Consider the following 13,903-nt stretch of genomic DNA (forward strand, 5'->3'; position numbering starts at 1 on the left):
TTCTTTCATATTTAAAAGTGCTAGACTCAAACTAATTTAACTCACGAAGATGAAGTAAACATGACCTATAAAGACGAAACTTTGGCCATTCATGCAGGCTATAGCCCAGAACCAACCACCAAAGCCGTGGCTGTGCCTATTTACCAAACCACTTCTTATGCCTTTGATAATACGCAACATGGTGCCGATTTATTTGATTTAAAAGTACAAGGCAATATTTACACCCGTATTATGAACCCAACCACTGCAGTATTGGAGCAACGTGTTGCAGCACTTGAAGGCGGGATTGGCGCATTGGCTTTAGCATCGGGTATGGCTGCAATTACCTACGCAATTCAGACCATTACCGAAGCAGGCGATAACATTGCTTCAGTATCAACTTTATACGGCGGTACTTACAACTTATTTGCCCACACCTTGCCTAAACAAGGCATTGAAGTACGTTTCTTCGATTATCAACAGCCTGAAAGCTTACGCGACCTGATTGATGACAAAACCAAACTGGTCTTTGTAGAATCCATTGGTAACCCATTGGGCAATATTATTGACCTTGAAGCGATTGCGAAAATTGCGCACGAATACGGCATTCCAGTGGTGGTGGATAACACTGTAGCCACGCCTGTCTTGCAAAAATCATTTGATTTTGGCGCAGACATCATCATTCACTCACTGACCAAATATATTGGTGGTCACGGTACGTCTATTGGCGGCATTATTGTCGATAGCGGTAAATTCCCTTGGGGCAAATATCCTGAGCGTTTTAAAGCCTTAAATACACCTGACCCAAGTTACCATGGTGTGAACTATGTAGAAGCCTTAGGCGCTGCAGCATTTATTGCACGTGCACGTGTAGTACCACTACGCAATACAGGTGCAGCGATTAGCCCGCATAACGTATTCCTAATTTTACAAGGTTTAGAAACCTTAAGCCTGCGTATGGAACGCCATACTGAAAACGCGCAAAAAGTAGCGGAATATTTACAGGCACATCCAAAAGTGAAATGGGTCAATTACGCAGGTTTGAAAGATCACCCGCAACATGCGTTGGCACAAAAATATGTGAAAGGCAAACCTTCTGCAATTCTGTCTTTTGGTGTGCAAGATGGCCGTGAAGGCGGAACCCGCTTTATTGATGCACTGCAATTATTCACACGCTTGGTCAATATTGGCGATGCCAAGAGTCTGGCTTGCCACCCTGCAACCACCACTCACCGTCAGTTGAGTGCAGATGAACTCAAAGCGGCTGGTGTGAGTGAAGATATGGTGCGTTTATCCATCGGGATTGAACATGCCGATGACTTAATTGCCGATTTAGAGCAAGCTTTAGCAGCCGTATAAAACTCATCAGTTCAAACTTTGTACTGGCATCCTGCTGATTAATTTCAACAGGATGCTTTTTTATTTTAATTTTTCTTTGTATGTCTTTGCATTAGCTTTATTTCATGGTAAAAATAAAGATATACAGCTCACAAAAATAGAGCAATTACTCTAAATTCATTTTTAAATTCAACCACTTATTCCATAGCTTTTTTTGTGCAATCGGCTATCATAAAGCCAAGTAAAACAGTTCAAATTCAGTCTGAAATTTGAATCGTCAATCTCAATAAAAATGACAACTCAGGAATCTAAATCAGGAATATTAGCGTGAAGCCAAAATTAGAGAAACTTTTTCAACAGCGTGTAAATGGTAAAGTTGCCCTTATTACAGGTGCATCGAGTGGTATTGGTTTAACCGTGGCACATAAGCTAGCCGATGCAGGTGCGCATGTGCTTTTGGTGGCACGTACTCAGGAAACGCTCGAACAAGTCAAAGCTGAAATTGAAGCACGTGGTGGCAAGGCTTCAGTTTTCCCTTGTGATCTAAACGATATGGACTCTATTGATGCTGTATCGCAACAAATTCTTGCCTCTGTCGATCATATTGATATTTTAATTAACAACGCAGGCCGCTCAATCCGTCGTGCAGTACATGAGTCGGTTGATCGTTTCCACGACTTTGAACGTACCATGCAGCTCAACTATTTTGGTGCTGTGCGTTTGGTACTCAATATTTTGCCGCAGATGATGCACCGTAAAGATGGTCACATCATCAACATCAGCTCGATTGGTGTATTAGCCAACGCAACGCGTTTCTCGGCTTATGTGGCATCTAAAGCCGCATTGGATGCGTTTAGTCGCTGTCTATCTGCAGAAGCGCATACACACAAAATTGCGATTACTTCGGTGTATATGCCATTGGTTCGTACCCCAATGATCGCACCAACCAAAATTTATAAGTACGTGCCCACCCTTTCACCTGAGCAAGCGGCAGATTTAATTGCTTATGCGATTGTGAAACGTCCGAAGAAAATTGCGACACATTTGGGTCGTTTGGCTTCAATCACTTATGCGATTGCACCAGACATTAACAACAAACTCATGTCGATTGGTTATAACTTATTCCCAAGCTCTACCGCGTCTGTGGGCGAGCAGCAAAAACTGAACTGGGTACAAAAAGCGTATGCGCGCTTGTTCCCAGGTGAACACTGGTAATTTATACACAATTCAAGTTTTGCTTTAGGCGACCTACGGGTCGCCTATTTGTTTTTACAGCTTAGGTTGAACAGCGCACAACAATACAACATCACTTCAACAATTTTTAAATTGTGCAGCCGCAACTTTTCATGTGATTTTAATATTGGTTTAAGAAATAGCATTCAAAATGACATTACAATAATGAAAGGTACAACACATGAAAACTCTGTATCTGTTTAAGCTATTTTGTTTTTCTGCTGCGGGCTTAAGTTTTTATCACTTATATACTGAGCTGATGCACAATCCTATAAATATTTTCCAAGTGATTACTTTGGCAGGTTTAATTGTGGTGCTATCGGAGCTCGGCTATCGCAGTCGACTTACAACTTCTGTTCCTGCAAGCTCTGCAACACAAGCAGATGCTCCAACAGACTATGCTTATCTGTGTTCTAAATTGGCAGCAAGCAGTATTGCTACCTGTTTTATTGTGCAAAGCTGGATGGCTTAAAACAATTCCTCCAACAATCTAAACCACCACGTGTAATCCGACAAAACATTCAATTGATGGATTGTTTTATGCTATAACACAGCTGTTTTAAGTCGTTTGAATGAATTATGCGAGCCCTAGCCCTCATTTTACAATATGGCTGTTTTGCCTTTGCCTTGTTTCTGAGTTATCAGGTTGCAACGGCGCTTTATCAGCAAGAATATGAACTTTTAGAGGTTGTTGCCGATGTCGGCACGATTTTAATTTGTATTGATTTGGGCGTATTTTTATTTAGCAGCAAAGCCTCACAAGGTTTAAATCTTCAGGAATATGCTCGCCAACTTGAAGCACCACCATCAAAACTAGTCGCAGTGACTCGTAAACTTGGACATTTGGGAATTATGCTGATTTTGGTGAGTTGGATTGTACCGTTGATTTAAAATCCATCAAAAAATCTGTATATAAAAATGTTCCTGCAAAACAAAAAGCTCCCGAATTTCGGGAGCTTTTTGTTTGCGTAATTAAAACTTACTTCGAACCTTTAATCCCTGCTTGTAACAACAATGCGCCTAAACCACCAATTTTATTTTCTTGTGGTTTAGCGGCTTGTGGTTTTTTCACTTGTGAACGGTCTGACTGAGGACGTGACTGCTGTGGACGTTTCGCCTGTGGCTTACGCTCTGTACGTTGCTCTTGATCACGACGTGGCGCACGCGCCGCTTTTGCAGGTGCAGCCGAACCTTCAGGACGCATCGATAAATTCACGCGGTTACGTTCTACATCAACCTGTAACACACGCACTTGCACGATTTGACCTGGTTTCACCACTTTATGCGGGTCGGCCACAAATTCATTGGCCAACTCAGAAATATGCACCAAACCATCCTGATGCACGCCAACATCTACAAATGCACCAAAGTTCGTCACATTGGTCACCACACCTTCAAGCTGCATGCCTTCAGTCAACTGTGCCACTTCAGTAATATCTTCACGGAATTTAGCCGTACGGAATTCAGGACGTGGGTCACGACCTGGTTTTTCCAATTCAGACAAAACATCCTGAATAGTTGGTAAGCCGACTTGCTCATCCACAAATTCTTCAGCATTCACCGAACGGATAATTTCAGTATTACCAATAATATCTTTAACCGTGGTCGCTTTGGCAGCCACAATTTTTTCTACTAAACCATAAGATTCAGGGTGCACTGCAGAAGCATCCAAAGGCTCAGAACCTGCCTGAATACGTAAGAAACCTGCTGCTTGTTCAAAAGTACGTTCGCCTAAACGCGGTACGTTTTTCAAAGCTTGGCGATTGTCAAAACGACCATGTTCTTTACGGTATTCAACAATTTGCTGTGCAATGGCTTTATTCAAACCTGCGATATAACCCAAAATTGCTGAAGATGCCGTGTTGACATCGACACCGACCGAGTTCACACAGTCTTCTACCACAGCTTCTAAGGTTTTTGCTAAACCTGCCTGATTCACGTCATGTTGATACTGACCCACACCGATTGATTTTGGATCAATTTTTACCAACTCTGCCAATGGGTCTTGCAAACGACGTGCAATCGACACTGCACCACGAATCGACACATCTAGTTCTGGCAACTCTTGCGATGCCAATTCAGAAGCTGAATACACAGATGCACCCGCTTCAGATACAGACACACGTGTTAATTTCAAGTCACTGTGCGCCGCCATCATTTCTGCCACAACCGCTTCAGTTTCACGGCTTGCAGTCCCGTTACCAATCGCGATTAAATCAACATTGTGCTCACGGCATAAACGAGCAAGTTCTTCAATCGCGCCTGCTTTGTCTTCTTTAGGTGCAAATGGATAAACCGTGCTATGTGCAACCACATCGCCAGATTGGTTCACCACAGCCAGTTTGACACCTGTACGGATACCAGGGTCTACACCCAGCGTACAACGTGCGCCTGCAGGTGCAGAAAGCAATAAATGACGCAAGTTTTCTGCAAAGACATCCATCGCTTCAGCTTCAGCAGCCAAACGCTTTTCAGTCAATAATGAATGTTCGATTTGTGGACGCACTTTGCCCAACCAGAACAATTTTGCCGTTTGCTTTAAAAAGTCCTGACGTGCTTGCGGCTGAATCTGATCTAAATTGTATTCAGTTTCAATACGTGCCAAAGGCGCACTGTCTTCACCATCAACTTTTAAGCCCAAGACGTTTTCTTGGCGACCACGCAACATCGCCAATAGACGATGTGATGGTACTTTGTTGAGGTTTTCTGAAAAATCGAAGTAATCACGGAATTTTTTGCCCACTTCTTTTTTCTCTTCAGAAGCAACCAAGCTTTTTAATACCGCTGTTTTGGCAAAAATTTCTTTTAATTCTGTGGTTAAGGCAATATTTTGTGCCCATTCATCAATCAGAATGTGTTGTACCGCATCTAGCTGACTGTCTGCATCAGGATAGTCTGCATGACTAAAGCCTGCTAAAGCTTCGCTTGGCTCAACCTGTTCTGCAAAAATTTGCGCTGCAATTGAGCCTAAACCTGCTTCTTTAGCTTTAAACGATTTACTGGTGCGTTTTGGACGGTAAGGCGCGTAAATTTCTTCTAAAGCATTTTTGGTTTCAGCAGCGTTAACCCGTGCCAATAAATCATCAGATAATTTATCTTGTTCTTTGAGTGATTCTATTACTTTTTCGCGACGCTCATATAAATCACGTAAATACGATAAACGTGTATCGAGCTGACGTAGCTGCGTGTCATCTAAACCTTGCGTCACTTCTTTACGGTAACGTGCAATAAATGGAACGCTAGCACCTTCATCAATAAGTTTGATGGCAGCTTCTACTTGATTTGGTCGTACGGCAAGTTCTTTTGCTAACTGCTGAACTAAGTCAGTCATCGTGTGTGATCCTACAAGGATAAGTACTAAAAGCCATGATTATAAAGACCAAGACTATAAAATCCACAATTGTTTTATGAATTTTATAAATGGTGGTTTTTTGGCGATTTTTGCCAATTCGGCTAAATTTTATAAATCTAAATAAAATTCAGGCTTATGTTAGACTCAAACGGACAAATATGTCAGTTTTTCGCATGGGAATGCTGTATATATTTGGTATCTATGTCTTGATTTTATCTGCAATATTTGTTGCTTTAGAGCATAGGCAATAGATACCAATGAATCGTATACTCAAAGCCAACTCAACTTTTTGTTTACGATGACAATAAAGAATAAAGGAGCACATCATGAGTTTAGTTGTACCTGCTGAAAAAACAGATACCGTACACAGCGAAACTGACCGCGTTGAACGCATTCTCGTTGTCGATGATGATGTGCGTTTACGTACCCTGTTACAGCGTTTCTTGGAAGATAAGGGCTTTGTGGTCAAAACTGCCCACGATGCGACACAAATGGATCGTTTGTTACAGCGTGAACTGTTCTCTTTAATCGTGCTTGATTTTATGCTGCCTGTTGAAGATGGTTTAAGTATTTGCCGTCGTTTACGTCAATCTAACATCGACACGCCAATTATTATGCTGACGGCTCGCGGCAGTGACTCTGACCGTATTGCAGGACTTGAAGCAGGTGCAGATGATTATTTACCAAAACCGTTTAATCCAAATGAGCTGTTAGCGCGTATTCGTGCTGTATTGCGTCGTCAAGTGCGCGAGGTACCAGGTGCACCAAGTCAGCAAATGGAAGTGGTTGGTTTTGGCCCATGGTCACTAGATTTATCGACCCGTACTTTGACACGTGAAGGTCAGGTCGTGACCCTAACTACAGGTGAATTTGCAGTACTCAAAGCGTTGGTACAACATCCTCGTGAGCCTTTAACCCGTGACAAGTTAATGAATTTGGCGCGTGGTCGTGAATGGGGTGCGATGGAGCGTTCGATTGATGTTCAGGTTTCACGTTTACGTCGTTTAATTGAAGAAAACCCTGCCCGTGCACGTTATATTCAAACGGTTTGGGGTGTCGGTTATGTATTTGTTCCAGATGGTGCGGAATAAGTTGAAAATGATGTGAGGCTTCAGCCTCACATCTTCATGCAATGATCAACATTTATGCACACCGATCATTGTGCTAGATTTAAAGAACAGACATTCCAATAACAAGTATATTCATCATAAAATTTCACTTACTAAATTCGCTTTACAACCTCTGCCACAGGACAAGATGTGAAACTCGAACCCATCGACCCACAAGAATTTACCGACTATGTGGCGTATTCTGAAAAGAAACGTACCCGCTGGGAGCGTTTTCTGGACAAAATCAAACCACGCTCTGCAGCCATGCGCACCACGGTACTGGTGGTTTTTGTGGTGTTGTTTAGCCTGTTTATGTCGTTGTGGTTCTTTTGGCGCACCTTGTATTTACCTGAAATTCAACAACACGCCCGCTATTTAGCGGTTGAACTGGAAATTTTAAACAATCCAGATTTGCGCATTTTTCACAATGAAGCCGAAGTCGATGTCGATGCGTGGCTTAAAAATCGGGTCGGCATTGAATATGTAACCGATCCACGTGAGTTTCCTAATGTACGGGAAAAAGTCATTGCAGAGTTTTTTACCCAACAAATAGAAAAGAAACTGGCAACTGAATTAAAAATGCAGGATGTCACGGTCTATTTCCAGTTCAAACCAAGCCCGCGTATTTGGATTCAAACCCCAGAAATGAATGGCAACTGGGTACGTGAACCCCTTAAAACCTATGCCAACTACAGCCCTGAACTGGTCTTTGGCTGGCTTTTGGGTATTCCGCTTTTTGCTGCAGCGATTATTTTAACTCTAGTACGTCAGCTGAATCGTCCTTTGCGTCGTCTGCAAAATGCCGCCAATAGCTACAGTAAAACAGGCAAAGCACCTTATTTAGAAACCAATCACGGTCCGCAGGAAATTCGTGAGGTCAACCAAGCCTTTAATCACATGATTTATACCTTGGAACAGACTGAACGTGACCGTCGTATCATGTTGGCAGGTATTTCACACGACCTGCGCACGCCACTGACACGGATTCGTTTAAGTGCCGAAATGATGCCCGATGATGATTTTTTAAAAGAAGGCTTAATTTACGATGTAGAAGATATGGATGCGATTTTAAATCAATTCATTTCTTATATGCGTGATGGTTCCGATGAAGAATTACAAGAAACCGATTTAAATGTTTTGCTGCAGGAATTGATTATTCAATTTAAACCGTTGGATATTCGCTTTAACGCACAAGAATTACCTTTAATTCAGGCGCGCAGTTTGTCGCTGAAACGTCTGATTGGCAACCTGATTAATAACTCGAAACGCTATGGTGCAGAGCCAATTGAGTTGTCTGCAGAAGTGCTGGATGAACACATTCGGATTAGCGTGGCAGACAACGGTACAGGCATTCCAGAAGACCAAATTGCCGATTTAATGCAGCCTTTTGTACGCGGCAATGAAGCACGTACTGTACAAGGCAGTGGCTTAGGTTTGGCAATTGTAAAACGTATTGTCGATATTCATCAGGGCGAGCTCACCATTCAAAACCGTGAACACGGTGGTCTTGAAGCCATCATTACCCTGCCGTTACAACCTGAAATCGTTGAAGAAAAAAATAATGTTGGCACGCTGGAAAAAATCAAACAAAGTTTGAGTGAACACTTCTAAACGGCTGACGCTTTTGATCTCTATCTGGCTTGCTATATACCAATTTCAGACCAACAGCAAATCGGATGGACGATCAAAGTAAAAAATTCAGATGGTGCATATCAAAATTGTATAAAAATATATCAAACAAATTGTAATATTTACCTTTTGATATATAAATAAACGATTAAATTCAATTATTTATGTATTATTTTATATTTTTATACCACCATTTAGGCAAAAAATTAGACCTTAGCCTAACACCTATGCAAAATACCTTTTTTGATCGGTACAATCGGTATCAGTCTAGTATTTTACGAGAGTTCGCCATGTCTTTAGATCGCATCCGTTTAGCCTCCCTCCACGACAAAGTAATCAGCGCAGAACAAGCTGCTGAATTCGTTCAAGATGGTATGACCGTAGGTATGAGTGGCTTTACTCGTGCGGGTGAAGCAAAAGCTGTTCCACTTGCATTGGTGGCACGCGCTAAAACCAATCCTTTAAAAATTGACTTAATTACTGGGGCAAGTCTTGGTAATGATTTAGACAAGCAATTGACTGAAGCAGGTGTTTTGGCTCGTCGTATGCCGTTCCAAGTAGACAACACTTTGCGTAAAGCAATTAACCAAGGTCAAGTTATGTTCATTGACCAACACTTGTCTGAAACTGTTGAGCAAATGCGTAACAATACGCTAAAACGCCCAGACATCGCGATTGTTGAAGCAGTTGCAATTACTGAAGACAGCCTAATTATTCCAACAACTTCTGTAGGTAACTCTGCAAGCTTTGTTGAATATGCAGATAAAGTCATTATCGAAATCAACACCACTGTAAGCACAGAATTTGAAGGCCTACACGACATTTATATTCCTGAAGCACGTCCAACACGTGGTCCAGTGCCATTAACTCACGTTGAACAACGTATTGGAACCAAAGGTATTCAGTTAGACCCTGCAAAAGTTGTGGGTATTGTATTTAACGATACCTTGCTTGACTCTCCATCTAACGTGACCGATCCAGATGACGAAACTCAAGCAATTGCAGATCACTTGATCGCATTCTTTGAAAACGAAGTAGCACAAGGTCGTTTACCGAAAAACTTGGCACCTTTACAAGCAGGTATCGGTTCAATTGCAAATGCAGTATTAACAGGCTTCAAACACTCTAACTTTGAAGACTTGGTGATGTACTCAGAAGTACTCCAAGACTGTACGTTTGAATTGATTGATGCAGGCAAAATGAAGTTCGCTTCTGGCTGTTCAATGACTTTGTCTGAAAAATGTGGCGATCGCGTATTTGGTAATCTTGCACACTACAAAGACAAATTCATTTTACGTCCACAAGAAATCTCTAACTTCCCTGAGTTAGTACGTCGTTTAGGCATCATTGGCATTAACACTGCACTTGAGTTTGATATTTACGGTAACGTGAACTCAACCCACGTATGCGGTACCAAAATGATGAACGGTATTGGTGGTTCAGGTGACTTCGCGCGTAACGCACACTTGGCGATTTTCGTGACTAAATCAATTGCGAAAGGCGGTGACATTTCATCTATCGTTCCAATGGCTGCGCACGTAGACCACAACGAACACGACGTTGACATTTTGGTTACTGAGCAAGGTTTAGCAGATTTACGCGGTCTTGCACCACGTGAACGCGCTCGTGCGATTATCGACAACTGTGTACACCCAATGTACCGCAATGCATTGAATGATTACTTTGAGCGTGCATGTGCAAAAGGTGGTCACACTCCTCACCTACTTCGTGAAGCATTATCTTGGCATGCAAACTTCGAAGAACACGGTCACATGTTGACTCCTGCACAACAAGAATCTGCGCAACCAGCATAATTCGCGTGCAATAAAAAAACGCCCTGATTTTTCAGGGCGTTTTTTTATGTCTTAAGTTTTTATGTCTTAGATTGTCACAAGGTCATTTGCGACAACGCACTCCATTTTACTCAAATGCCAAAGCTTTAAATTCATCTATAAAATGCTGCCCTAACTGGCGTAAACCATCCACACTGAGTGTGGTTTCAATCACACCCAAAGACACCACATCACGTTGAATTTGCAGCACAGTTTGACCTTGCGGGTTGATATAAAAACGAGAACCCAAAGTTGCAAATTTGCTTGCTAAGTCTAGGTTTTGTTCAGCTCGAACTTGATTCACCACATCTTGCGCGGTAAAACGGTATTGATCATGCAGCAAATTTAAGCTGTTGGATTGCCCATATTCTGCACTTAATGCACAATCATCCAAGACCTGTAAAGGCTGATCAAGATTGGCAAAAGCAGTCGCAGGGAGACTCAGCGCAAGACTGAATAAAATAGGGAGAGAAAATTTTAACATTGGACACCTCGCACATAGGTAAATTACACCTGTGGAGAAACATCCTTTTTTCACCAACTTATATTTTAAGTTCAAAAATCACTCAATACATTGACTTTTTATACCAAGCGACCTAAACGCAGCAAAACTGGAAACTGAATTTCCAAGCCCTGAGCAGGTTGCTGCTGCAACAATTGTTGTAATTCAAGCAAGGGCGTATCAGTATGTTGCTTTAAATAATGCTGCAGTCCCGACCAAGTGTTTAAATAATTCAGCAATTGTGCTGCCGACCAACGATATTTCAGGCAAAGTTCGGGTGTCACGATTTCTTGAAATGGGAAAGGAATCGTGCGATATAAGTCATCAATATAACGACGTTCAGCATCCCAACAACCTTTTAAGGTCTGAAAATACAAGCGTTGAATTGCGGTATTCACCTCAGGATCTACAGCTTGAATCAGACCGTAGCCCACCGCAGCAAATATTCCACTCGGTTTTAGCACCCGATGCACTTCGGCATAAAAGGCATCAAACTTGAACCAGTGAATCGCTTGTGCAACGGTAATTAAATCCACACTCGCATCTGCCAATCCGCTGTCTTGCGCCAAGCAGATACGATAACTCACATTTGCCCACTGCGGTGCCAAATCCAACTGTGCTTGACTTAAATCTGTGGCTAAAATCTGCTGAAAATGTGGTACCAATAACTGGGTAAACTGCCCCGAACCGGCACCACAATCCCAGGCAAAAGTTCGTTCAGGTACATGCTTTAAAATTTCCTGGACAATTTCTGCAGAATAAGCCGGACGGGCCTGTTTATAGCGCAAGCTGTCATCAGAAAACAGATCTTTCATTTAACGATGCTCATAATATTTATAAATTTAATCAATGACCTGATCAATTCTAAAACTGGTCTGGGCAATGAGCACCCGCTGATCATTCAATTGATAATATTTAACATCGTATGGAGCCAATTTCCAGCTCTGGGCAGGATTAAAACTGACCCGGTGGTTCCCGACTGGCTGAGCATATAACGGAGTAATGATCTCTGAAGAACATGACTAGCTCACAGGCTGAAAACAGCCCCAATTTTCAACTGCGCAGGCATTTGCCACTTTCTCGCGGCGGCAAATATAGGCTTCGCTGGCAAAGCTAAGGATTTTTTCAAAAGAAAAATGATTACTTTTTCGGTGTCGGTAGCTCAGGTACAGAAAAATTATTTATAGAAGGTTCAATCGTACCAATGCTGACATTTTTCAGGTCGAGCTGTATATGCATATCACGATCGATGGGCTGCATACTGTTGCTATTGCTACGATCAATATGCTGCATACTGTTGCTACGGTTTATACCAAAGGGTTGCAACATAATATACAAGCCTTGTGTAGGATCACTCGACTGTAAACCCTGAGCAATACTCAATACATACTGTTGTAGAAAGGGCGATAACGAATTTAGGTCGGGTTGTGCTTGTAAGGGCTGAATTTCCAGATTGGCAACCACATAGCTGTCGATCATAAAGTTTTGTGCTTCACGTGAATTACGAATAACTTGATGCTGTAAAGCACGGAGATTTTTTTCATCATTCTGATACGGCACAATCCCGGTTTCTGTACGTAACTCTGGCTCGGCCAGTACGTGCAGGGTGGGTAAGGTCACCGCGTCATCCGCGTCATCCGCGTGGACCATCATGCTCCATGGACAGCCCAATATCAGCAGCAAAGGATATATTTTTATAAATTTCATAAACTTGTCTCGCAACGTAATTTCAGGACAATGCAGTTTTACACCATGCAAGAAAAAAATTTTTCACTGCAACCGTATACGTTTTATAGCCTACCTGAAAATCAATTTTGGCTCACCTTGACTCGGATAAACGGTCTTTTTCACTTTCTTAAATCTATTATGGGTATGCAATTTTTCTTGGAATTTTAATGCGCTTTGCATGTAATTATAATTCTCTATGACCAACCTAGAGGCGAAAAAAAAACCTCAAACAGTGTTTGAGGCTTTTTGAATATGGTGGCGAGACCCAGGATCGAACTGGGGACACACGGATTTTCAATCCGTTGCTCTACCGACTGAGCTATCACGCCAATGCCGTGTATTAAGCCGTATCTCGGCTGAATAGTCAATAAAAATCATCACTTTTTTATTTGATCGCATAAATTTTATGCAAAAAAAATCCCTGATGGGATCAGGGATTGAAAACGTTTAACCGTTTTGAATATGGTGGCGAGACCCAGGATCGAACTGGGGACACACGGATTTTCAATCCGTTGCTCTACCGACTGAGCTATCACGCCAATGACGCGTATTAAACAGTTTCAGCTGTAAATCGTCAATAGTCTTTTTCGCTTTTCAGTGCAAATGTTTACTTTTACAGCAACCTCATTCTATTTCTGCTGAAATATCACCCAAAAATTTAAAAATGAGTTCTTTTCCAATTAAATTTTGACAAACTTCCGATACGCGAATGTGGGGCACGGATGCCCCACGTTACCCATCACGACAAGGATGTCGTGTATGGGTAACAAAAGACTTTTGCCTACTTTGGGTCTTGCCAAAGTAGGAAGATGCCTACGCAAAGCTATTTAAACCTTAGCTAAAAATTGTGGCTGTGCAAGCACAAAAAACAATATAGGATTTAGTTGACATCCTCCCCGACCTAAAGGACGGAGATTCCTACTGCTAGACGCTCATGTCCGAGCGCAAGAATATTCAGTGCGGAATTTACATCCCGATCATGGAGCGTACCACACTCCACACACTGCCATTCTCTTATTCCAAGTCCTGCTCTACCTTCCGGACTACTGGAGCGTGAGCCACAGCACGAACAAGTTTGGGTGGTATAGGCTTCATTGACTTCTTCATAACATACCCCTGCGTTCTCGCATTTATACTTGAGCATGGTTCTTAGTGTTGTCCAACTGGCATCTAGCACTGATTTAGCCAATCTGGTTTGTGC

12 protein-coding genes and 2 tRNA genes are annotated in these 13,903 nt (G+C 42.1%); 7 read left to right on the forward strand and 7 right to left on the reverse strand.

Annotation, left to right across the window (positions count from 1 at the left end; translation table 11 throughout):
- The first annotated feature begins 60 nt into the window (after nucleotides 1-60).
- The 4 genes from FTV52_RS07635 (at nucleotide 61) to FTV52_RS07650 (ending at nucleotide 3,441) form a co-directional block, all read left to right on the forward strand.
- On the forward strand, nucleotides 61-1,338 hold the full coding sequence (locus tag FTV52_RS07635; RefSeq protein WP_004974425.1) for an O-acetylhomoserine aminocarboxypropyltransferase/cysteine synthase family protein: 1,278 nt from the start codon (nucleotides 61-63) through the stop codon (nucleotides 1,336-1,338).
- A 306-nt stretch (nucleotides 1,339-1,644) separates the two neighbouring features.
- Nucleotides 1,645-2,532: an SDR family NAD(P)-dependent oxidoreductase gene (locus tag FTV52_RS07640; protein WP_004974423.1), complete on the forward strand. Its 888-nt coding sequence runs from the start codon at nucleotides 1,645-1,647 to the stop codon at nucleotides 2,530-2,532.
- A gap of 199 nt (nucleotides 2,533-2,731) precedes the next feature.
- The gene (locus FTV52_RS07645; protein ID WP_179990463.1) at nucleotides 2,732-3,022 is read left to right on the forward strand and encodes a hypothetical protein; all 291 of its coding nucleotides are present in this window, start codon (nucleotides 2,732-2,734) and stop codon (nucleotides 3,020-3,022) included.
- Nucleotides 3,023-3,129: 107 nt separating this feature from the next.
- The gene (locus FTV52_RS07650; protein WP_019838218.1) at nucleotides 3,130-3,441 is read left to right on the forward strand and encodes a hypothetical protein; all 312 of its coding nucleotides are present in this window, start codon (nucleotides 3,130-3,132) and stop codon (nucleotides 3,439-3,441) included.
- 88 nt (nucleotides 3,442-3,529) lie between these two features.
- On the opposite strand, the gene FTV52_RS07655 is transcribed toward FTV52_RS07650, so the two are convergent.
- A complete protein-coding gene (locus tag FTV52_RS07655; protein ID WP_179990465.1) occupies nucleotides 3,530-5,881 on the reverse strand; it encodes a Tex family protein in 2,352 nt (783 codons plus the stop codon).
- A 347-nt stretch (nucleotides 5,882-6,228) separates the two neighbouring features.
- Here FTV52_RS07655 and ompR point away from each other — a divergent pair, with 347 nt between their 5' ends.
- From ompR to FTV52_RS07670, 3 genes are all read left to right on the forward strand, one after another.
- A complete protein-coding gene (ompR, locus tag FTV52_RS07660) occupies nucleotides 6,229-6,993 on the forward strand; it encodes a two-component system response regulator OmpR (RefSeq protein WP_004974415.1) in 765 nt (254 codons plus the stop codon).
- Between the two features lie 168 nt (nucleotides 6,994-7,161).
- Nucleotides 7,162-8,622 carry an ATP-binding protein gene (locus FTV52_RS07665; RefSeq protein WP_131260650.1) on the forward strand — a complete coding sequence of 487 codons (1,461 nt, stop codon included), beginning with the start codon at nucleotides 7,162-7,164 and terminating at the stop codon, nucleotides 8,620-8,622.
- 308 nt (nucleotides 8,623-8,930) lie between these two features.
- On the forward strand, nucleotides 8,931-10,454 hold the full coding sequence (locus FTV52_RS07670) for an acetyl-CoA hydrolase/transferase family protein (protein WP_004974412.1): 1,524 nt from the start codon (nucleotides 8,931-8,933) through the stop codon (nucleotides 10,452-10,454).
- 106 nt (nucleotides 10,455-10,560) lie between these two features.
- On the opposite strand, the gene FTV52_RS07675 is transcribed toward FTV52_RS07670, so the two are convergent.
- From FTV52_RS07675 to FTV52_RS07700, 6 genes are all read right to left on the reverse strand, one after another.
- Nucleotides 10,561-10,956 (reverse strand): hypothetical protein, encoded by a 396-nt coding sequence (locus tag FTV52_RS07675; protein WP_004974410.1) that lies wholly within the window; start codon nucleotides 10,954-10,956, stop codon nucleotides 10,561-10,563.
- Between the two features lie 98 nt (nucleotides 10,957-11,054).
- Nucleotides 11,055-11,789, reverse strand: coding sequence for a class I SAM-dependent methyltransferase (locus FTV52_RS07680; protein ID WP_179990467.1), 735 nt, complete (start codon nucleotides 11,787-11,789; stop codon nucleotides 11,055-11,057).
- A 325-nt stretch (nucleotides 11,790-12,114) separates the two neighbouring features.
- A complete protein-coding gene (locus tag FTV52_RS07685; RefSeq protein WP_257221692.1) occupies nucleotides 12,115-12,624 on the reverse strand; it encodes a hypothetical protein in 510 nt (169 codons plus the stop codon).
- Nucleotides 12,625-12,955: 331 nt separating this feature from the next.
- A tRNA-Phe gene (locus FTV52_RS07690) sits at nucleotides 12,956-13,031 on the reverse strand.
- Between the two features lie 134 nt (nucleotides 13,032-13,165).
- Nucleotides 13,166-13,241: transfer RNA gene (locus FTV52_RS07695), tRNA-Phe, on the reverse strand.
- A gap of 362 nt (nucleotides 13,242-13,603) precedes the next feature.
- Nucleotides 13,604-13,903: RNA-guided endonuclease TnpB family protein (locus tag FTV52_RS07700; protein ID WP_179989758.1), on the reverse strand; the 300-nt coding region annotated here is incomplete at its 5' end.

Source organism: Acinetobacter sp. YH1901141, from assembly GCF_013416935.1.
GTDB classification, from domain to species: domain Bacteria; phylum Pseudomonadota; class Gammaproteobacteria; order Pseudomonadales; family Moraxellaceae; genus Acinetobacter; species Acinetobacter towneri.

Excerpts from the sequence above, each read along its gene's own strand:
- FTV52_RS07645 (WP_179990463.1), top strand. The coding sequence starts at position 2,732 with ATGAAAACTCTGTATCTGTTTAAGCTATTTTGTTTTTCTGCTGCGGGC.
- ompR (WP_004974415.1), top strand. The coding sequence starts at position 6,229 with ATGAGTTTAGTTGTACCTGCTGAAAAAACAGATACCGTACACAGCGAA.
- FTV52_RS07650 (WP_019838218.1), top strand. The coding sequence starts at position 3,130 with ATGCGAGCCCTAGCCCTCATTTTACAATATGGCTGTTTTGCCTTTGCC.
- FTV52_RS07655 (WP_179990465.1), bottom strand. The coding sequence starts at position 5,881 with ATGACTGACTTAGTTCAGCAGTTAGCAAAAGAACTTGCCGTACGACCA.
- FTV52_RS07680 (WP_179990467.1), bottom strand. The coding sequence starts at position 11,789 with ATGAAAGATCTGTTTTCTGATGACAGCTTGCGCTATAAACAGGCCCGT.
- FTV52_RS07685 (WP_257221692.1), bottom strand. The coding sequence starts at position 12,624 with ATGGTCCACGCGGATGACGCGGATGACGCGGTGACCTTACCCACCCTG.
- FTV52_RS07670 (WP_004974412.1), top strand. The coding sequence starts at position 8,931 with ATGTCTTTAGATCGCATCCGTTTAGCCTCCCTCCACGACAAAGTAATC.
- FTV52_RS07635 (WP_004974425.1), top strand. The coding sequence starts at position 61 with ATGACCTATAAAGACGAAACTTTGGCCATTCATGCAGGCTATAGCCCA.
- FTV52_RS07675 (WP_004974410.1), bottom strand. The coding sequence starts at position 10,956 with ATGTTAAAATTTTCTCTCCCTATTTTATTCAGTCTTGCGCTGAGTCTC.